Origin of the sequence: Paenibacillus phoenicis, from assembly GCF_034718895.1 — a bacterium.
Classification (GTDB): domain Bacteria; phylum Bacillota; class Bacilli; order Paenibacillales; family Paenibacillaceae; genus Fontibacillus; species Fontibacillus phoenicis.
In genome coordinates this window covers 3,702,850-3,721,801 of the sequence record NZ_JAYERP010000001.1, presented here as the reverse complement: position 1 = coordinate 3,721,801, position 18,952 = coordinate 3,702,850, and the positions used below count along the sequence as shown (strand labels likewise).

The window sequence follows — 18,952 nt, the reverse complement described above, 5'->3', positions numbered from 1 at the left end:
AACTAGCCGGGCAACACGCAGGAAAAAATCCAAAGGCAAAACTGCTAGGCCGCTGAATGGATGAGTAGTAGATGCAAGATAAGCACGTAACAATCGTTAAGTACGCTGAGGACAAGCGCCCGCTCAAGATCGTGCCGTACATTGTGCGTAACGACGGCGACCGCGGAGTATTATGGGAGATCCTCACCTTTGTAGAGGCGAACGCAAACGCTCCGCATCACCTCGCGAAAATGGAAGAGTCGAAATTCTACGCGCTAGTCGAGCGCCTATCAACGTTAGCCTGCCGCAAGTTCTCGCCGATGGCGCAATGGGGCGTCACCAAAGCGGAGATCCGCGGCATCGTCTTATTTACGCTAAAGGCCGCCATTGCTGCCGGGACCTGGCCGGAGTCATACGAAGTTTCGCAGGAGACGTTTGTGAGATTCGGAGGACGTTACGATGAATAACCGAATTAAGACACTCGCGCGTAATCAGTGCGCTAACTTCTGCGGCACTAACGGTTGCCAACTCGAACCTAACGGACAACCGCGCTGCAACTTTTACCGCGAGAAATTACGCTGCTTACCCGCTCAAGCAAATCGCCGACGAGCACGCGAAGTACATGCTCCGCGTCCTAAAGCGCAGCCTATCGCCGGATCGCGTCATTTACGACTGTAATATCCGGGGCCGCGTCGAATATACGGCGACGGAGAGCGGGTTTAGCGGTAAATTGACGTATCATCCGCGCATGGACAAGGCGGATAACGTGCGCCTGCAATGGGCGGAGCCGGAACCGGAAGAAGAAGACGAAGAGGAGATGGAGGAATAAGTATGTCGTATCCAGTAGCGATTACGTGGCAAGGACTAAAAGGCGAGGAGATGGCAGAGGTTTATTCGCGCATCGGCCCGAGCCTCGGCAAATCACCGGTCGCGCCGCCAAAAGAGAAGCGCCTGAGCGGCTATGTCCGACGGTATTATGACGATCGCGGCTTCGGATTCATTGGGCGCGAGGATGGTTCAGACGTTCATTTTCATATCAACGCTGTACAAGGGGCGGACAAATTGCGTACCGGAGACCGGGTAACGTTCGAAGTCGGCGAGGACGCGCGCGGAAGGTTGACGGCAAAGAACGTGAGGTTGGCGCGATGATTACCGCGCGGGGATTAATCGGTGAAGATTCCGGTATTACGACGCGACGGATCACGCCGCAACCAGCGAAACAACCGCAGCAGACGTTAACGGTGCGCCGCCGGGTAACAACGAGTCCGGGCGATATGTACGCGACGGTTACGTTTGAGGCGTTAGACCAGGCGGGAGCCGTTGTTCGCGCGGAGTCACTACGGACCCGGCAGCCGGTCATGTTGAGCGCGATAATTCCGCGACAGCAGGACTTTGTTGACGGGCTGGCCGCGGAAGGGTATGCGGTGAGAGTATGAGGCCGATCATTCTCGCGGATTTTGTCCGGATTGACGGCGTGAAACCGCTGCTCGTCGCGCAACTCTACGATAGACACGGTGATTATCAGACCGCTATTGCCGCGCCCTGCGATAATGCCGTTTTGGCCGTCCAGGTTGCGTTAGAGATGGCGGAGTTCGCGGGCTATTACGAGATTATCGATTTCAAGACGTCGGATCGCGCCATCTTTGCGGCAGCGATGGCGGAGCCCGACCTTAACGCGGAGATCCTACATCCGTCAGACACCGCTCACGTTAGGCGCATGGCGTCAGATCACGCGGAAGTCTACCGGGAACTGTATCCGGATGATCCGCCGACTCCGCCGTCGGTCAGCGAGGGAATACGTCCGGTACTCACAGGCTGGCGCGCAAAGGTAGTTACCTTCTTGCGGTATTTGATAACAAAAATTGAATCAACGGGGGAATTGAGTAAATGAAGAAATTTGAAGCGCTTGAGACGTATAAGCAAAAGAGCGCTGAAATTGGACAACGTCGATCGGAGTTGCAGGCGCGTCTACGGGCGGCACAGGAGGAGGTTCAGTCTTTAAAAGCAGCGTACGCCGAGGCTGTTCGGAAGTCCGTTGTTGAGGGCGCCGACAACGCAGCCGAGATCGAGGAGATCGATAAAAAGATCGAGCAAGCAGAGCGCACATTAAGACGGGTCGAAGCGGAGACTGACGTAGGACTTACCGCGTTCGTGGGAGTGGGCGGAAAAGACGACATAGTTACCGCGTGGAACACGGAGTATTACCCAAACACCGTAATGCGCGAAACGTTAGAGCCGGCGCTGGAAAGGCTGAATGCCGCCGCTTGCGCATATGCGGATGAGTACCAGAATGTTCTATCCATTGTTGATGAAGTAGACGCGATTTACTACGACGCTAAAACCACGTTAGGGCATGGCTATGAGTATAAATTGCGCAATCTTAAACAGGAGCTGCAGCATGTAGATAACCCGGTTGCTAAGGCGGGACTAACTCCTAGTGATTTGTCACAACTCGCCAGCGGCATCCGTCCGGCAAAATTACCGAAAACCGGAGGTAAAAAATAATGAAACTCGGAACAACCCTAGCGCAACTTGAAGAGATGAAAAAGATGGCCGCCGGTCATCCGGAGAGAATGGCACAATATAGACTCGCCCAAAAGCGTTACGACGAAATGATTGCGGAGTATTTTAACGAGGAGTCCGGCGTCAAGTTCATCGCGCATCCGATGGAGTCTTTTGTCGCACAACTCGAGGCCAAAGCGAAAGAATCCGGAGACCCCGGCGACAAGGCCCGAGCGGTTATTATGCGCGACCGCCTCAACCATTACGAGCTTGAAAAGACGCAGCATCTCGACTGGCGCAGATCGCGCGAACGCTTAAGCGGGTTGATAGACTCCGGCGCTAAGGTGACACAGCGGGATATCGACGAGGCGTATAAACTCGCTCGCCACAATCCTTCTGCGGAAGTGGTCACGTTATATTCGCGGCTGAAATCCGTCAAACAGGCGCAAGAGGACGGAACATATACGCCGCTAACCCCGCCGGAACCGCCGAAGGTAACGGCCGAGGACGTGGAAGCGGCGCGGTTGAAGGCGCAAAGGACGAGTTCAGCGCGGGACATCGCTGATTACGCGGTCCTAAAAAGACAATACCAGGCAGTCGAGGAAGCTGGCGAGTAACTGCGCTGGCTTCTTTTTAATTTCGGAGGGGGAGAAACATTTGAATAATGAAGTGATGGGGTTACTGGTTACGTACGTCATCCGCGACATTCTGCATATGTTTGAAATCATGGCAATCGATGGGGATGCAACGGAAAAGGCTCAAGGTATACGTGAAGGGGCGTCGGCTATCCTAGAAAAGATTGAACTGTCCGGATTGCTGGGCGACGTTAATATCCCGGAAGAAATGCGAGAGGCGTTTATTTCGCTGATTTGCGAGCAGGTTCTTGATGCCGTCGGGACGGTGGTTAAATGAGTGAAGCGGTAGACGTCGGGGCTGTTAGGGCCCGCGTAATTGCAGATATTTCCGGATACACCACGAACATGGATAAAGCGAAGGCGAAGGCGGCAGAACTCGGTAAAGCCGGGAAGGAAGCGTCGGCGTCTTTTTCTGCGTTAAAGGGGAAATTGGCGGAGCTCGGCATGTCTTCCGCGCAGATCGATAAGGTGACGGCCGCCATCCGCAAAGCGAACCCGTCGCTATTAACGAAGCAAATCGCAGACGCGACCGCAGAAATGAAGCGCCTGGGCGCAACGGACGCGGACATCGAAAAGGTAACGAAGGAACTCGAACGATCCGCGAAAGGGGCCGGCGCACTCACAGGCGAAACAAAAGCACTCGGAGCCGCGTATAGTGCGCTTGCCGTCGCGATGGGGATCGTCATCACAAAGGCGATTGAGACGTCGAAGACGTTCGAACAGTCGATGGCAAACGTCAAAGCCATTACGGAAGCCACCGGGCGGGACTTCGAGGTGCTCCGGGAGAACGCGATTAAACTCGGTGTATCGACGGTATTCAGCGCATCACAATCCGCCGACGCGATGGCCGAACTCGGACAGGCGGGCTTTAAGACGAACGAGATTATTGCCGCGATGCCCGGTATGTTATCGCTTGCGGCCGCATCCCAAACGGATCTCGCGACAACGGCGGATATCACGTCGAGTGCGCTTCGGGGCTTCGGATTGGAGGCGGACCAGGCGGCCAGAGTCGCAGACGTCCTCGCAAAATCCGCAATCGATACCAACGCTGACGTGACGGACTTAGGAATGGCGCTCAAGTACGTCGCCCCGGTCGCCGCGAATATGGGAATTTCGATTGAACAAGCGGTGGCCGCGATCGGTGAATTATCTAACGCAGGCATCAAGGGCGAAATGGCCGGTACGCAGCTTCGGGCGATCCTCCTTGCGCTGTCCTCTCCTACGAAGGAGGCCGCGTATTACATGCAACAACTCGGCGTCAGTATTAGCGATTCGGCCGGAAACATCCGCCCACTTTCCGAAATTATCGGCCAGTTGCAATCCGCATTTACCCGGCTCACACAGGCGCAGCAGGCGGATGTCGCCGCGACATTGGCTGGGCGCGAAGCCGCATCCGGATTTATCACGCTCATTAATGAGGGGCAGGCCGCATTCGACGCGTACACTCGGTCGCTGCAGAACGCCGGGGGAACGGCGGAAGAGGTTGCTGGCACGCAGATGGATACGCTAAACGGCGCGATTAATGAGATGCAATCCGCCCTCGAAGGCGCGGGAATTGCGGTAGGGGATACGTTCGCGCCGGCGATCCGTGGCGTGGCGGAAGAGGTAACGAAGCTCCTAGCCGGATTCAACAACATGAACCCGGAGCTCCGTACGATGATTATCGTGTTTGGAACGGTTACACCGCTCGTAGCTGGCGCGACTGTTGCGGTGATTGCGCTCAAAACGGCGTTTGATACGATGCGTGCAGCAGCCGCGGCCGCCGGCGTGCAGATGACGGCGTTTAGCGCGAGCATTCCGATTATTGGCGCACTTTCCGTCGCGGTTGGCGTTCTCTCCGCAGGCGTTGCCGGATTGGCCGCGCGTAACCGGGAAGCCGCAGAGGCCGCAAGACAGTTCGATGAGGCGCAGAAAAAACTCAATGAAACGCTGAATGCTTCGCCCTTGTCGCGAACAACGTCCGACATCGAGCAAATGAAAACGGACATGAAAACGTTAGAGCAACTCGTTAATAATGTCCGTAAAGCAGAACAGGAACTCGCGGAAGAATATGCGAAGCCGTACGATATCCAGGACGCTAAGGCGCGGAAACGGCGGAAAGAGCTGCGGGACGCACTGGAAGAGGCGCAGGATGCGCTTAAAGCGTTCGGGGTGGATGGTGTAGAAGAGGCCAGCCGGGTCATGGCGAGGTATACGGAGGAAATCAACAAATCTACGCCGGCGTTGCTCCAAATGAACAAAGCGGAAGTTGCGGACCTCGCGACCAAGAACGATCAAATTACGAGCATGGAGAAGTTATCGGCGCGCTACAAGGAACTGAACGCTCTCCAAACTCTTGACTCCGCGCAGAAACAGGAACTTGTCGACATCGCGAATGCGCTCCAAAAGCAGTATCCGGAACTCCATGCGCAGATGGACAAAGAGGGCCGGCTCCGGATCGAGAACATCGACATCATTGACGGCCAGATTAGCGCGGAGAAGGCGTTGCTTAGTACGTCGTTGTCCGCCGAGCTTGAGCGAATATCTGCGATTGAAAAAACCACAGAGGCGCAGCGTAAAGCGGTACAGGCGCAGATCGACAATAATATCGCGCTGATTCAATCGATTGTCGCAGTAAATAAGGCGCAGGCCGATTCGGTTCTGACCTCTCCGGACGGGCTTGAGGACGAGAAGATTTACATCCAAGCCAAAAAACGTATCTCCGCGGCGAATCAGCAGGCAGCAGTCCTGGACGCGACGCTCTTAGAGGCTCAACGTGCGCGGGCATCGTTACAAGGCGGCAACCTCGATTACTTCAAGGGAAGCAGCGGAACGGGAATCGACTTAACAAAGCCGGAAAAAGAGAAAAAGGCGAAAACAAAGAAAGGCAAATCCGCGGCCGAACTCGCAGCCGAAGCGCGTAAAAAGGCGTATCAGGCGGACCTTGCGACAATCCAGTTTCAGGCGGAAATGTACGATTGGTCGACCGAAAAGCAAATCGCGGCGTACGAGAAACTGCGTAAGAATCACGCGAAGTTTTTGAAAGAGTCCGTAGAGGACCGGCGCACGCTCGACCTGCAAATTAAGCGGCTGAACGAAGATACGATTAAATCGCAATTTGATTTTAGCGCGGAATGGATCAAGCAAGAGGAGCGGCGCATGGAGGAGTCCGGCAAATCCGAAAGCGACATCGCGAAAATGAAACTCGACGCCTGGACGCGGGTGCGTGACCGTTACGCGAAAGACAGCGAGTTTTATAAACAGGCGGACGAGCAGGTGTACCAGGCGCGTAAGGATTTGACGCAGCGCACGCTCAAGCTTACGGAGGACCTCGTCAAAACGGAGAAAACGCGCATCGACGACGTGAAAAAACGCGAGCTCGACGCCATCAAAAAGAGCAAGGAAGCCGTGCTCGACAAGTATAAAGCGGAAATTGACGCGATCGACGAACTAATGGCGAAGCAGGACCAGCTCAACGCGGATGTCGATTACGAGACGGAACTTCGCGAGAAACAGGCGCGCGCTGACCTTCTGGCGTCCGCGGTAGGCCCCGAAGGCATCCAAGAGCGCGAAGACTTGCTCAAGGAAATCGAACGGATGCAGCTCGAACATGAGCGCGAATTGCAGAAGCGCAGTCTCCAAGAGCAAAAATCCGCGTTAGAAAAGGAACGCGATGCACAGGAGGCGGAGTTCAATCGCGAAATTGAGCGGACTGAGGCGCAGTATGACGCCCTCATTGACGCATTCAACGCATATGGCGGCGACATTAAAACAATCGAAGCCGCTATTGCCGATTTCCGCGTATCCGAATCCGCGAAGGCTAACGCGGCAATCCTCGCAGACCTAGACGCATTCGTCGCGCAATATACCGCTAAAATGGCGTCAGTCACAGCGGCGAACCAGGCGGCCGACCTTGCGGAGTATAACGCTAATAAGGATGCATACGACGCGGCGGCGGCACGGGGCGACCGGGCGGAGATGGAGCGGCTGCGTGCGCGTAATCAGGCGATCCGCGATAAGTACGGGATTACGCAGGATACGGGCCGCCTGCAATCGTTCGCAACTGGCGGTATTGTGCGCGGAAAGAACGGCGAGCCGGTTATCGTACAGGCGCACGCTGGCGAGATGGTACTCAATGCGCAGCAACAGGCGGTACTCTTCGAGGCGCTGTCCGGTGTTTCTACGCGGCCAGTATCGCAACCGGCCGGAGCCGTTACGCAAAACACGTACAACATCGATATGGGTGCGGAAGAAATCGTAATAGAGGACTCGGCGACGGCTCGCCAATTCTTCGACGAACGTGCGCGCGTTGTTCAGCGGTTGCAAACGGAAGGTGTTAAGACGCGATAATATAACGGGGGCCGGCGTACATGGTGCGCTGGCTCTTAAATAACGGAGGGGTTCATTTGAGTTTATGCGTTTCATTCTTTCTTGACGGCAATATTTACGTTTATGCAGACTCCCGCGTATCGGCTTATACGGACGGCCGGAGTTATTATGTCCACGACAATTACAATAAACTGCGCGAAGTAGGCGACAAAGTAGTATTCACGTCCGGAGAGCTTGAGATTTGCGACAACCTTTTCGCGGCTATTGATGAGCGGAGTACGGTCGAAGATATTGCGGAGGCCGCCCGCAAAGTCTATAACGATTTCAAACGCGCGAATCCGGACTATGACGGCGGTAAATATGGTATCGAGTTTGGCGCGTATGTTCACGCAATCGAGGACGGCGTACCTGTATATTACCAACTCCGCTATATCGACGATTTTAAAGTAGAGCGCCGGGTCCCGAACAATCAGGAGTTATTCGCGGTGGCCGGAAGATCGGAGGAGGCACTCGCATATATCGCAAAGCTCGCCGGGAAAGGGGTGCCGATCGATGACGCAATTATGCGGACGTATGAGCACCTTGCTAACGAGTTTATAGGCGGAAAGCTCGTGCGCTATACGGTATCACCTAGCGCGGTTGAGCGTCTTGTTCGTCCGATCCGAGATACGAAACCGCTGCGGATGTGGTCGGTTAGAGGCGCGTCATTACATGCGGATATGCAGGGGAACGTTGTCGCGCGGAAGATTACGCTGACGGGAACAGTCGAGAACTCGGACATCGTTTCCGGTACGATTACCGGCGCGCTTATTCGAACCGCGGCGAGCGGAGCGCGCGTAGAAATGGATTATCGGGGCTGGCGGACTTATGATGCGGCTGGCCGCGAGCGAATCTCAATCAACGCGAATGATACGTACGGGATGAGTGCGATCTCCTTTGCACGGTCGAACGGATCGGCGCTCGGGTATATTAATGGCGGTGATGATCTATTCCAAATCACTTCACTTTCGGACATGTTGCTTGCCGCGCCCGGTCGTCGGGTTTATTTTAACGGAACCGTCGATTTTTCAAACTCTAGCGGCGTCATCGGGATTACAATGAGTAGCATCAACGGACTGTCGTCAGCCTTATCGCAAAAGGCGGATCGCGGGGTCTCTACGACGTCAACTACGGTCGCCGCGCATAACCACGGTATTCCGGACGGTACTGTATTGCGTACCGCTGACGGTGGTACTGTTACGTATCGTGTGTATGCAGGTGACACACACTCGCATAGCACTCAATAAGCGATTGAAACTTATAGTCCTTCCAGACGATAATATAGGAAACAAGTATTTTCCATGGAGGGATATTTTTATGAAGAATAGATTTTTTGCAGGGGCCTTGTCCGGACTGCTCGCCGGCGCGATTATCTTCGGTGGCAGCTCGGCGGTCGCCGCGGTTCAATCGCTAATCGGCGCGAAGGTTACTGGATTGTACACTGTTAAAAATTCAGACGGGACTAAGATTGCGGACGGGGCCGTAATTAATGGTTCAGCATACGTCCCCGTTCGTGCCGTCTCCGAAGCAGTTGGGATACCGCTAAAAGTGGAGGGGAAGACAATTACAGTCGAAGCTAGTAAAGCGCAAGAGGTAATAGGAGAGAGTGACGCGTTGAGTCCGGAAGAGTTGCAGATAACGAACGAAATTGGGCGGAAGAAAGCGGACATTGCATCGTGGCAGAATCTCATTGGTATCGAGCAGGCAACATTGAAAACGTACGAGGAAAGCCGCGCGAGAGCAGCAGAGCACGCCAGCGAAGCGCCTTCTATCGTCGAGGGCATCGACGCAAATATCGAGAAAACGAAAGCGCGCATTGCCGAATACCAGGCGAAAATCGACGCAGCGAACGCGGAGATTGCGGAGCTGCAAAAACAGTTGAACAAGTAACATAGCGTGCCGTCCTTCGGGGCGGCCTTATTTTTGTATACGGAGGTGGACGGAAATGCCGAAGCGGGGCCGGCCGGCATCACCGCTTGATGAGCGCCATTACCGCGCGATAGAACTGCTTACGACAGTACCGACGCCGAACCTCGAAGAGATTGCGCAAGCTTGCGGAGTGAGTCGACGCCAACTTTATACGTGGAGACAGCGCAAGGACTTTACGCGTGAGCTCGAAAAGGTTAAGCGCAGGAAAACGGAAGCTCATCGGCGTTGGGTTAAAGCGAAGATTAAATACGTGATGACCGCGCAGGATATCGAGGAGACGTTTCGCATGTGCGGATTGATTGCGTAAAGTTGATTACGTTGCGGATGGCGATCGCTAAACCGTTGAGATGGCGCGGATTAGATACGATAAATGGCGTGAGAATTAGCTTCCCAAAATTGCGCTTTATGGGCGATTTTCCTGCGCGGGGGTCGAGGCGCGTGCCCCTCCGGAAACTTTTCGCGGGCTGGCGGCGCAGGGCGGACGGCCGCGCAAAACTCGGGGGGTTCAGCGGTAGATTTCGGTACAATAGTGCAAATAACGCGATGATCCTGCGTAGTGTTCGCGCAAGTAAACGCCGAGAACGCAAGCGGGGCGCGGGATTGCGGTTATGGGCGGAGGGCCTACGTGATTACCAATCACCTAGGTATGTACTGATCGCGAAGGCCGAGCGCTGACCCCCATGGCACCCCCTCGCTGGCCGCCCGACAGGCCCCTGCACAATACGCGTAGCAAAATAAACTCGTATGGTAATAATTGTAAGTATGAACTTGACTCCTAGCGCGCTTCTATTATAATAGTAGATAATCGAAACAACGTAGAAGTATCGGAGTCAGTCCGGTATGTGTCCGTAAACTGAACGTTGATATTACGGGACATTTCCGAAATCAATGCGCAGATATGCGACTCGAAATCAACTAGGCGTCGCAAGGCGTGCGTGGGTTCGAATCCCACCCTCTCCGCCATCATCTAAATATTGCCTAGAGACGAACTCTTACGTATGCGTAGGAGTTTTTTTGTTTTATGTATAAACTTATGCAAAAGCAAGAAGGACCCTTTCGGGTCCTTCCTGTGGTTGACGGCGAACTTTATTGGAAATTCTCTTCTCAGCGACAAACAGAAACATTCGATGTTTGCCTTAGCAAGCACGAATTAGGGAAGAGGGGTCTTCACTAACTCGTGATCTGACGCTTCTACAAGTCGTGAACAAGATCTCCTTGCGGTTTGTTTCTCGCGGAACCCTTTAACTGGACCAACGGAACCACACCTCTCTTGCTCGCCGTCGATTGTATTATGTGCAGGATTCGCGGTTTTATACACGCCGAGTAAAACGGAATGAATTGGTTAATGGACGCGGGCTTTCTCTTCTTTTTTCCACTTGCGGTTCTTGTTGGACGTCTCAGGGAATTTATCGCCCTTTTTCAACTTAATTCGCTTTGGATTTTGAATTTGCGTATGAAAGCTCCGCGCCTCACCAACCTCCACATATACCCCTGGGTTTGGAGCGCGCATGCCTTCTTCATATTCTGTTTGTTCACCCATACAGCGTTCCTCCTTTCGAACTTTAGCTTGGAATCCATGCTTATTGTTTGTCGAAGGGATGGAATCATGTACGGCAGGGGCCCGATAATTATTGACAAGCATAAATGAAATGAAGCCGATTTTGGGGCTTAGAGGAAACCGTACGAACGGATGAAAAGGGAAAGGCATATCAAACCCGCAGTTACAGAAAAGATTGGCTGCTTGCACACCCACGTCCAATTTGATATACTACAATGGTGCGAGTTTACTCTCGCTCCTTGCTCCTGAACGGAATACGTATTGGGGGCCATAGTCCAAGAGGAGGTGAATCAGAATGCGCAAATACGAAGTGATGTACATTATTCGTCCTGACGTTGAACAAGAAGCTGTTCAAGCTACAGTCGAAAAATTCCAAGGCATCATCCAAAACGGTGGTGAAATTACCAAACATGAAGTTTTGGGCAAACGCCGGCTTGCGTATGAGATTAACAAGGTTCGTGATGGAATTTACGTTCTCGTGAATTTCACCGCTGCTCCAGAAGTTGTTGCTGAGCTGGAACGCATCTTGAAGATTTCCGACGAGGTTATCCGTTATCTCATTACGAAAGACGTAGCCTAATTCAAGTTTGAGTAACCATTGCCCGAAGGAGGGGATTTGATTGTTGAACCGTGTCATTCTCATCGGACGTCTTACCCGGGATCCGGAGCTACGATATACGCCAGCTGGCGTAGCGGTAACTCAGTTTACGCTTGCTGTGGACAGACCGTTCACCTCGCAAGGGGGCGAACGTGAGGCGGATTTCATCCCGGTTGTCACCTGGAGACAGCTTGCCGAGACTTGCGCTAACTATTTGCGTAAAGGGCGGTTAACGGCTGTTGAAGGACGTATTCAAGTACGGAACTACGAAAATAACGAAGGCAAGCGTGTATACGTAACCGAAGTTATTGCCGATAATGTCCGTTTCTTGGAATCGAACCGCGAGGGCGGTGCAGGTGGCGGCGGTACGCGGGAAGAGTCACCGTTCGGAGGCGGCAGCAGCCGTGGCGGCGGATTCTCGCGCAGCAATCAGAACGATCCTTTCTCCGACGACGGGAAACCGATCGATATATCGGATGACGATTTGCCATTTTAACAACGGAAAGGACTGAAAAGCATGAGCTTCAAGCAAAGAGAAGGCGGAGACGACAAAAGACCGGCTCGCCGCGGCGGACGCAACAAACGTCGTAAAGTGTGCTACTTCACTGTGAATAAAATTACTCACATTGACTATAAAGATACGGAGCTGTTGAAGAAATTCATCAGCGAACGCGGCAAAATTTTGCCTCGCCGTGTAACTGGCACCAGCGCGAAATACCAACGCCTTTTGACGATTGCAATCAAACGCTCCCGTCAAATCGCATTGCTTCCATACACAACGGAATAAGCGTAATCTGTTAGAGCGACAACTGAACCCATTAGGTTCGGTTGTTTTTTTGTTTCTATACGAAAAGGACTTAAGTCATGGAGATTAGTGCGCTTACGACAAATTCCAAGTAAACCGATAAAGAATAAAGTCGATATATGGCGAGAAAGAGAGAATAAACTCGAAATTTGTTAACACTAACAGTAAAGTGTGAGTAAGAAAAATTAACATTTAACTTTTTGCAAACGCTTCATATTAATAAATTCTATAAAATATTAGTAATTGAAGGGTGAAAAAGGGCCGATAAACAATTAAAAAATTATTGACGTAAGATATTTTCACATGTATTATGATCAATAATTGAACTGGTGCATATCCCCTGATAGGGACCGGCTTAAGACACTTATTAACCGATGGTTTATATCAAACCTATGTCACACTTTGTTACAAACGGCTGACGTTGTGTCTCTGTTTTTAGGGTATGTAGTCATGGGGAGATAGAACCATAGGGAGCGCAAGTAAGTTGTTTTATCCAGGATTAAGCACTGTGAGAAACAACTAGAGAGTGATGAAGGGGGAGGTCGGAAGGAACATCCTGGCAAGAGGAAAGCAAGACGAACTGCACGTTCTCAACAATTAACAAGGAGGAGTCAACTCACATGGTGGCAAAGAAGAGAAGATTATGGTCCATCTTACTTATTTTATCCCTCGTAGGTATTTTGTTTGCAGGCTGCAGTACCAATAACACAGCTTCCAACACGCCGACTCCGACAGAGAACAACACAACTCCAGAGAATACAACGGAACCGGAAACAGAACCAACGGCAGATGAGCCGGTGGATGGTGGTACGATTGTGCTTTCAACATTTTCGGATATTGTTACTTTAAATCCTATTTTTATTGGTGATACTTCTTCCGGAGATGTGGAGCAGTTCCTTTTCGCCAAGCTGTACGATATTGACCGTGAAGGGAATGTGGTTGTTGAGCCTTGGTCTTTGGCCGCCGAGCCACCGCAAATTTCTGAGGACGGTTTAACGTATACCGTGAAACTGAAGGATACCGCAAAATGGAATGACGGGCAGCCGGTAACGGCCGACGACATCGTATTTACGTTTGATACGATTCGCAACCCAGAAACGGGTTCCCCAGCGATCAGTTCCTTCGATAAGGTAGAGAGCGTCACGAAAGTGGATGATTTGACGGTTAACATTAAGTTGAAACAAATCTACGCTCCGTTCTTATACACGCTGGTAACTGACTTGGTTCCTTATCATATCCTGAAGGATGTTCCTGTGAAGGAGCTTCAACAACACCCGTATGGTACGGATCCATCCAAAACCGTAACGAACGGACCTTGGAAGTGGACGGAATGGAAACAAGGCGAAAGCCACACATTGGATCTGGATCCAAACTACTGGGGTGCACAGAAGCCGCATATCCATCAAGTCATCTATAAAATCTACGCTGACCAAAATACCCAAGTCCAAGCCTTGTTGAAAGGCGACGCAGACCATGTCAGCGCGATTCCGGTCACACAAGTTGAGGCCGTAAAAGCGAACAAGGATATTAATGTTATTCAAAAACCAGGTCCGACTTACGAATACGTCGGGTTTAACTTCGATCCGAAGAACTTCCCGGACAATTACGGACTGTTCCAAAGTCAAAAGACAAGACAGGCGATTGCCTACGCGATTAACCGTCAAGGGATGGTTGACAATGTCTTGAAAGGCGTCGGTGCGCTGATGAACGCTCCGTTCCTGCCGGACACTTGGGCAGATCCGAAGGATGCCGCTGTCAATTATAACTATGACACTGAGAAAGCAAAACAATTACTGGCAGAAGACGGTTGGGTTCCAGGCAAAGACGGGATCCTCGAGAAAGATGGTCACCGCTTCTCCTTCGAACTGCAATATAACGCCGGCAACAGCCGCCGTGAACAAGTGGCTGCGATTATCCAACAAAACTTGAGTGATGTTGGTATCGAAGTCACGCCAAAAGGCATCGACTTTGCTGCATGGATCGATCAGAACGTAAACCCAGGTAAATATCAAGCCATTTTGTTGGCATGGTCCCTGAACAATCCGGATCCGGATGCAGAAAGCATTTATTCCTCGAAGTACTTCCCGCCGGCAGGGCAAAACACCGGCTGGTACAAGAACGAAAAGCTCGACCAATTGTGGGTAGACGGCTACTCCACGGTCGATCAAACGGAACGTCAAGCGATCTATAAGGAACTGGCGAAGGAAATTTCTACAGACTTGCCATATGTATTCCTTTATCAATATGGTAACGCCATCGGTACCGGTCCGAGAGTTCATTGGAAAGAAGAAGACCGTCCGGAGCCATCGTTGGGATACGGATACTACTTCCATCTGATCAACTGGTGGGTAACGGAATAAGGAGAAGAACGGATACAGGAAATAGAACCGCAGGAGGGGAAAGGGAGTATTCTCTTTCTCCTTCTCCCTTTCAAGATAAATTTTTGATCCTGCGGATCTATACCTATCTAATCTTAGGAGGATAAAAGATGACAGAATATCTGATCCGTCGCTTGTTGCAATCGGTCTTGGTAATTTTCTTGATTACCGTCGTGACGTTTTTGCTGATCCATGCCGCTCCGGGGGGACCGACCCAAATGATGCTTGCACCGGGGTTATCTCCGGAGGCATTCGAGCAGCAAAGACAGAATCTCGGTCTGGATAAACCCTTGCCGGTTCAATATCTCCGGTGGGTTGGGGACTTGCTGCAGGGTGACTTAGGGTACACATTCAAAAACCATTTGCCAGTTGGGGATTTGCTGTGGCCCCGCATCGGAAATACGTTCATTTTAATGGGCTCTGCTTGGTTGTTAACCTTGATTATCGCGCTCCCTTGGGGCATTTATAACAGTACGAAAGAATATGGATTATCTGATCAGACGGCATCCTTTATTTCTTATTTAGGTTTTGCTATGCCAACCTTCTGGTTCGGTATTCTTTTGCAACAATGGTTCTCGTTGGGCCTCGATTGGCTGCCTCTATCGGACATGCACTCTAGGGGGAAAGAAGACAGTCTTGTCGACCTATTCATGCATCTGGTGCTTCCGGTCACCGTATTGTCGTTAGGTTTCCTTGCTTCTTATATTAAATATGCCCGCGCAAGTATGTTGGAGGTCCTCGAAATGGATTACATCCGCACGGCTCGGGCGAAGGGTGTTAAGGAAAGAAAGGTCGTGTTCCGACACGCTTTACGTAATGCGCTTATTCCGATCATCACCATTTTAGGACTGGATTTACCGCTGCTCGTCGGCGGCGCTGCTCTTACGGAGAACGTATTTAACTGGCCGGGGATGGGGCGCCTCTATGTCGAGATGGCTACGGCGCGGGAATACTCCGTTCTAATGGCGATTACGATCGTTACTTCGGTTATGGTTATCCTCGGAAGCTTACTCGCGGATATTCTGTATGCGATCGTAGACCCGCGGGTTAAATTGGGTGGAAAGGGGACGAAAGCAGCATGAGTGATCTAAAGGTGACGATATCGCCAGGAGCGTCTCCCAACGTGCCAACTCCTGAGCCAAATCATGCGCTGGACCCCCGAAACGCGGTAGATGCACTTTCTGCCAAGAAGCCGCTTGGTCCTTGGGGGTTATTATGGAGAAAGTTTTCGCATAATCCCTACGCAATGACGGGATTAGTGTTGTTACTGATCTTTATTTTGGCTGCGATTTTTGCGCCTTGGCTTACCAAGTATGATCCGGCAAAGATCGATTTGATGTACCCGAATCTGCCGGCAGGGACCGATGGGCATCTGTTGGGCACGGATGAATTAGGTCGTGACGTTTTCACAAGGCTGCTGTACAGTGCAAGAATTTCCTTAATCATTGGTTTTTCCGTCGCTTTGGCTTCGGTTGTGATCGGGTCGATTATCGGCGCGCTATCCGGCTATTTCGGCGGATGGGTCGATACGGTCTTCATGCGGATCGTCGACGTGATGAACTCGGTACCTACGTTGTTCCTGAACATCTTGGTACTCGCGATTTTCGGATCAGACATGAAATATATGATTATGATATTGGCCTTCACCAGCTGGATGAGTATCGCACGGTTGGTGCGCGGGAACTTCCTTCAATTACGGGAAATGCAGTATGTTGAAGCCGCGCGTGCTATCGGGGTATCCAATACAGGCATTATTTTCCGTCATTTATTGCGAAACTCTACGTTTCCGATTATCGTGAACGCTACCTTGATGGTCGGTTCGGCGATTTTGAGCGAATCGGCGCTGTCTTACCTTGGCTTAGGCATCCAGCCGCCGGCGACAAGCTGGGGATTGATGTTAAGCAATGCGCAAGAATTTATGCTCGTTGATAAAATGCAGGCAGTTTATCCCGGCTTATGCATCTTGATCGTCGTTCTTGCGGTGAATTTCATCGGGGACGGCATCCGCGATGCGCTGGATCCAAGACAGAATCTGAATAAATCCCGGAGGAGGCTGGCAAAATGGCGGAGAAACTTCTCGAAATCCGGAAACTGACGGCGGGCTTCTTAACGGAAAATGGGGTCGTCAAAGCGACGGACCGGATCTCGTTATCCATAGACAAGGGACAGACGGTTTGCTTGGTTGGTGAATCGGGAAGCGGAAAGAGCGTCACCTCGCTCGCCATCATGCGGCTGATCGATTACGCCGGCGGAACGATCATGGAGGGCAGCATTAAGTTTCGCGGCCAGGACTTAGCCGCTAAGAAACAGGAAGAGATGCGGCAGATTCGCGGCAACCAAATTGCGATGATCTTTCAGGACCCTATGTCAGCGTTAAACCCGGTATTTACGGTAGGGGACCAGATTGCCGAAAGCTTGCGGCTGCATCAGAACAAGAACGCCGATGAGGCTTGGAGCATGGCCGTTAACCTGCTGAAGCTCGTGGGGATTCCTGCCCCGGAAATTCGCGCTAAGCAATACCCGCACGAATTGTCGGGCGGGATGTGCCAACGGGTCGTCATTGCCATCGCCTTAGCCTGCAATCCGGAGCTGCTGATTGCCGACGAACCAACCACTGCGCTGGATGTGACGGTACAGGCGCAAATCCTTGATTTGTTGCGGAAGCTGCAGGCCGAACTTGGCATGTCCATTCTGCTAATTACCCATGACATGGGCGTAGCTGCAGAAATGGCAGATCGGGTCGCTGTCATGTATGCGGGGGCGATCGTCGAGGAGGGGCCGGTGGAGGATATCTTTAATCAGCCTAGCCACCCGTACACTTCGGGGCTGCTTCAATCGATCCCGGGATTTGAAGGGGAACGGGGAGGCGAGCTGTACACGATCCAAGGGACGATACCGCCGATCGGTCAACTGCCTTCCGGCTGCCGGTTTCACCCCCGCTGCCCGCATGCGACGGAAGTTTGCCGGCAGAAGGAACCGCCAGAGTTTATGGTCGGAGCAGATCATCGCGCGTCCTGCTGGCTTTATGAGGATAAGCCAGTAAGCAAGAGCGATGACCACAGCAGCAGAGATGAGGTGAAACTCGCATGACGACGGAAACGGTAAATGTTGAGGTCAAGCAACCGGGCGGTTTGAAGTCCGAAGAGGTTTTAGTAGATATCCGCGGGATTAAGAAGTATTTTCCGATTCATAAAGGCCTGCTCAGCCGGGTCGTTGGTCAAGTGAAAGCGGTGGATGATGTATCCTTAGCGATTCGCCAAGGAGAAACCTTCGGGCTCGTCGGCGAATCCGGCTGCGGCAAATCGACGTTGGGGCGCGTTATTCTTCGCTTGCAAGGCGCCACGGAAGGGGAAGTCATCTACCAGGGGCGGGATATTCATTCTTTGCGGGGGCAAGAGCTCCGGAAGCTTCGGGAAGAGATGCAGATTATTTTCCAGGATCCGTTTGGTTCCTTAAACCCTCGTTTTCTAGTGAAGGATATCATCGGCGAGCCTTTACGTGTCCACCGCAACCTCACTGCCAAGCAAGTGGATGCTAGAGTTGTTGAACTGATGGAGCTGGTAGGGCTGGACGCCAGCCGGCGCAATCGCTATCCGCATGAATTTTCCGGCGGTCAGCGGCAACGGATCGGTATTGCCCGGGCAATAGCGCTGAACCCGAAGTTTATCGTAGCGGATGAGGCGGTATCGGCGTTGGACGTGTCCGTGCAATCACAGGTAATTAACCTGTTGATGAAGCTGCAGCGTGAGCTAGGATTGACGTTCCTCTTTATCGCCCACGGCCTGAACGTCGTTCGGCACATCTCCGATCGGGTCGGAGTCATGTATTTGGGTAAGCTGGTAGAGGTCGGAGAGACGGAGACGTTATTCGCTTCGCCGCTGCATCCGTATACGGCTGCCTTACTGTCGGCCATTCCAAAGCCGGTGCCTGGGCAGAAGCGGGAACGGATTGTGCTGCAGGGGGATGTTCCTTCTCCGGCGAACCCGCCTTCCGGCTGCCGCTTCCACACCCGCTGTCCGTTTGCCCAGGAGCAATGCTCCAAGGTGGAACCGCCATTGATTGAGGCGGCTCCCGGACGTCAGGTGGCTTGTCATTTCCCGCTGCAACCGGGGACCGTATTGGCCTAAACAGACGCCTTCTCGTAAGCAAAATATGCTGGTTGATTACGGCAGAGGCCCGATCTCCGGAAGGAGCGGGCCTCTCTTCTCTTTTCATCCCAAG

21 protein-coding genes are annotated in these 18,952 nt (G+C 52.3%); 20 read left to right on the top strand and 1 reads right to left on the bottom strand.

Translation table 11 applies throughout. From position 1 onward, the window contains the following. Window positions 1–71: 71 nt before the first annotated feature. The 12 genes from U9M73_RS17670 to U9M73_RS17615 all read left to right on the top strand — a co-directional run bounded on the left by U9M73_RS17670 (window position 72) and on the right by U9M73_RS17615 (window position 9,699). Complete coding sequence (locus tag U9M73_RS17670) at window positions 72–446, top strand: hypothetical protein (protein WP_323078337.1); 375 nt, start codon at window positions 72–74, stop codon at window positions 444–446. Window positions 447–601: 155 nt separating this feature from the next. After that, complete coding sequence (locus U9M73_RS17665; RefSeq protein ID WP_323078335.1) at window positions 602–808, top strand: hypothetical protein; 207 nt, start codon at window positions 602–604, stop codon at window positions 806–808. A 2-nt stretch (window positions 809–810) separates the two neighbouring features. Then, window positions 811–1,128, top strand: coding sequence for a cold-shock protein (locus U9M73_RS17660; RefSeq protein ID WP_323078333.1), 318 nt, complete (start codon window positions 811–813; stop codon window positions 1,126–1,128). Beyond that, window positions 1,125–1,415 carry a hypothetical protein gene (locus tag U9M73_RS17655; protein ID WP_323078332.1) on the top strand — a complete coding sequence of 97 codons (291 nt, stop codon included), beginning with the start codon at window positions 1,125–1,127 and terminating at the stop codon, window positions 1,413–1,415. Before U9M73_RS17660 ends, U9M73_RS17655 begins: the two co-directional genes overlap by 4 nt. Further along, on the top strand, window positions 1,412–1,870 hold the full coding sequence (locus U9M73_RS17650) for a hypothetical protein (RefSeq protein ID WP_323078330.1): 459 nt from the start codon (window positions 1,412–1,414) through the stop codon (window positions 1,868–1,870). The genes U9M73_RS17655 and U9M73_RS17650 overlap by 4 nt, the downstream gene beginning before the upstream one ends. Next, on the top strand, window positions 1,867–2,484 hold the full coding sequence (locus U9M73_RS17645; protein ID WP_323078329.1) for a hypothetical protein: 618 nt from the start codon (window positions 1,867–1,869) through the stop codon (window positions 2,482–2,484). The genes U9M73_RS17650 and U9M73_RS17645 overlap by 4 nt, the downstream gene beginning before the upstream one ends. Next, window positions 2,484–3,098 (top strand): hypothetical protein, encoded by a 615-nt coding sequence (locus U9M73_RS17640; RefSeq protein ID WP_323078326.1) that lies wholly within the window; start codon window positions 2,484–2,486, stop codon window positions 3,096–3,098. The genes U9M73_RS17645 and U9M73_RS17640 overlap by 1 nt, the downstream gene beginning before the upstream one ends. Before the next feature lie 40 nt (window positions 3,099–3,138). Then, window positions 3,139–3,393: a hypothetical protein gene (locus U9M73_RS17635; protein WP_240270381.1), complete on the top strand. Its 255-nt coding sequence runs from the start codon at window positions 3,139–3,141 to the stop codon at window positions 3,391–3,393. Next, window positions 3,390–7,445, top strand: a complete 4,056-nt coding sequence (locus U9M73_RS17630) for a phage tail tape measure protein (RefSeq protein WP_323078321.1) — start codon at window positions 3,390–3,392, stop codon at window positions 7,443–7,445. The genes U9M73_RS17635 and U9M73_RS17630 overlap by 4 nt, the downstream gene beginning before the upstream one ends. Window positions 7,446–7,501: 56 nt before the next feature. After that, window positions 7,502–8,710, top strand: coding sequence for a hypothetical protein (locus U9M73_RS17625; protein ID WP_323078320.1), 1,209 nt, complete (start codon window positions 7,502–7,504; stop codon window positions 8,708–8,710). Between the two features lie 70 nt (window positions 8,711–8,780). Continuing rightward, complete coding sequence (locus U9M73_RS17620) at window positions 8,781–9,353, top strand: hypothetical protein (RefSeq protein ID WP_323078319.1); 573 nt, start codon at window positions 8,781–8,783, stop codon at window positions 9,351–9,353. Between the two features lie 55 nt (window positions 9,354–9,408). Beyond that, window positions 9,409–9,699, top strand: coding sequence for a phBC6A51 family helix-turn-helix protein (locus U9M73_RS17615; RefSeq protein WP_323078318.1), 291 nt, complete (start codon window positions 9,409–9,411; stop codon window positions 9,697–9,699). 1,035 nt (window positions 9,700–10,734) lie between these two features. Here U9M73_RS17615 and U9M73_RS17610 read toward each other — a convergent pair. Next, window positions 10,735–10,932, bottom strand: coding sequence for a YjzC family protein (locus tag U9M73_RS17610; protein WP_009223357.1), 198 nt, complete (start codon window positions 10,930–10,932; stop codon window positions 10,735–10,737). A gap of 313 nt (window positions 10,933–11,245) precedes the next feature. On the opposite strand from U9M73_RS17610, the gene rpsF reads away from it, so the two are divergent. From rpsF to U9M73_RS17570, 8 genes are all read left to right on the top strand, one after another. After that, on the top strand, window positions 11,246–11,530 hold the full coding sequence (gene rpsF / locus U9M73_RS17605) for a 30S ribosomal protein S6 (RefSeq protein WP_009223358.1): 285 nt from the start codon (window positions 11,246–11,248) through the stop codon (window positions 11,528–11,530). Between the two features lie 40 nt (window positions 11,531–11,570). Then, window positions 11,571–12,044, top strand: a complete 474-nt coding sequence (ssb, locus tag U9M73_RS17600) for a single-stranded DNA-binding protein (RefSeq protein WP_009223359.1) — start codon at window positions 11,571–11,573, stop codon at window positions 12,042–12,044. Between the two features lie 21 nt (window positions 12,045–12,065). Beyond that, window positions 12,066–12,335 (top strand): 30S ribosomal protein S18, encoded by a 270-nt coding sequence (gene rpsR / locus U9M73_RS17595; protein WP_009223360.1) that lies wholly within the window; start codon window positions 12,066–12,068, stop codon window positions 12,333–12,335. A 638-nt stretch (window positions 12,336–12,973) separates the two neighbouring features. Then, window positions 12,974–14,713, top strand: coding sequence for a peptide-binding protein (locus U9M73_RS17590; RefSeq protein WP_323078313.1), 1,740 nt, complete (start codon window positions 12,974–12,976; stop codon window positions 14,711–14,713). A 128-nt stretch (window positions 14,714–14,841) separates the two neighbouring features. Continuing rightward, a complete protein-coding gene (locus U9M73_RS17585) occupies window positions 14,842–15,813 on the top strand; it encodes an ABC transporter permease (protein ID WP_260071869.1) in 972 nt (323 codons plus the stop codon). Then, window positions 15,810–16,826, top strand: a complete 1,017-nt coding sequence (locus U9M73_RS17580) for an ABC transporter permease (protein WP_323078312.1) — start codon at window positions 15,810–15,812, stop codon at window positions 16,824–16,826. The genes U9M73_RS17585 and U9M73_RS17580 overlap by 4 nt, the downstream gene beginning before the upstream one ends. Continuing rightward, window positions 16,793–17,821: an ABC transporter ATP-binding protein gene (locus U9M73_RS17575; RefSeq protein ID WP_323078311.1), complete on the top strand. Its 1,029-nt coding sequence runs from the start codon at window positions 16,793–16,795 to the stop codon at window positions 17,819–17,821. The genes U9M73_RS17580 and U9M73_RS17575 overlap by 34 nt, the downstream gene beginning before the upstream one ends. Continuing rightward, window positions 17,818–18,858, top strand: coding sequence for an ABC transporter ATP-binding protein (locus U9M73_RS17570; RefSeq protein WP_323078308.1), 1,041 nt, complete (start codon window positions 17,818–17,820; stop codon window positions 18,856–18,858). Before U9M73_RS17575 ends, U9M73_RS17570 begins: the two co-directional genes overlap by 4 nt. Window positions 18,859–18,952 lie beyond the last annotated feature (94 nt).

Bases quoted from the DNA above. Each gene is read 5' to 3' on its own strand.
- U9M73_RS17670 (WP_323078337.1), top strand. From the start codon at position 72: ATGCAAGATAAGCACGTAACAATCGTTAAGTACGCTGAGGACAAGCGC.
- U9M73_RS17665 (WP_323078335.1), top strand. From the start codon at position 602: ATGCTCCGCGTCCTAAAGCGCAGCCTATCGCCGGATCGCGTCATTTAC.
- U9M73_RS17660 (WP_323078333.1), top strand. From the start codon at position 811: ATGTCGTATCCAGTAGCGATTACGTGGCAAGGACTAAAAGGCGAGGAG.
- U9M73_RS17655 (WP_323078332.1), top strand. From the start codon at position 1,125: ATGATTACCGCGCGGGGATTAATCGGTGAAGATTCCGGTATTACGACG.
- U9M73_RS17650 (WP_323078330.1), top strand. From the start codon at position 1,412: ATGAGGCCGATCATTCTCGCGGATTTTGTCCGGATTGACGGCGTGAAA.
- U9M73_RS17645 (WP_323078329.1), top strand. From the start codon at position 1,867: ATGAAGAAATTTGAAGCGCTTGAGACGTATAAGCAAAAGAGCGCTGAA.
- U9M73_RS17640 (WP_323078326.1), top strand. From the start codon at position 2,484: ATGAAACTCGGAACAACCCTAGCGCAACTTGAAGAGATGAAAAAGATG.
- U9M73_RS17630 (WP_323078321.1), top strand. From the start codon at position 3,390: ATGAGTGAAGCGGTAGACGTCGGGGCTGTTAGGGCCCGCGTAATTGCA.
- U9M73_RS17620 (WP_323078319.1), top strand. From the start codon at position 8,781: ATGAAGAATAGATTTTTTGCAGGGGCCTTGTCCGGACTGCTCGCCGGC.
- U9M73_RS17615 (WP_323078318.1), top strand. From the start codon at position 9,409: ATGCCGAAGCGGGGCCGGCCGGCATCACCGCTTGATGAGCGCCATTAC.
- U9M73_RS17610 (WP_009223357.1), bottom strand. From the start codon at position 10,932: ATGGGTGAACAAACAGAATATGAAGAAGGCATGCGCGCTCCAAACCCA.
- rpsF (WP_009223358.1), top strand. From the start codon at position 11,246: ATGCGCAAATACGAAGTGATGTACATTATTCGTCCTGACGTTGAACAA.
- rpsR (WP_009223360.1), top strand. From the start codon at position 12,066: ATGAGCTTCAAGCAAAGAGAAGGCGGAGACGACAAAAGACCGGCTCGC.
- U9M73_RS17590 (WP_323078313.1), top strand. From the start codon at position 12,974: ATGGTGGCAAAGAAGAGAAGATTATGGTCCATCTTACTTATTTTATCC.
- U9M73_RS17585 (WP_260071869.1), top strand. From the start codon at position 14,842: ATGACAGAATATCTGATCCGTCGCTTGTTGCAATCGGTCTTGGTAATT.
- U9M73_RS17580 (WP_323078312.1), top strand. From the start codon at position 15,810: ATGAGTGATCTAAAGGTGACGATATCGCCAGGAGCGTCTCCCAACGTG.
- U9M73_RS17575 (WP_323078311.1), top strand. From the start codon at position 16,793: ATGGCGGAGAAACTTCTCGAAATCCGGAAACTGACGGCGGGCTTCTTA.
- U9M73_RS17570 (WP_323078308.1), top strand. From the start codon at position 17,818: ATGACGACGGAAACGGTAAATGTTGAGGTCAAGCAACCGGGCGGTTTG.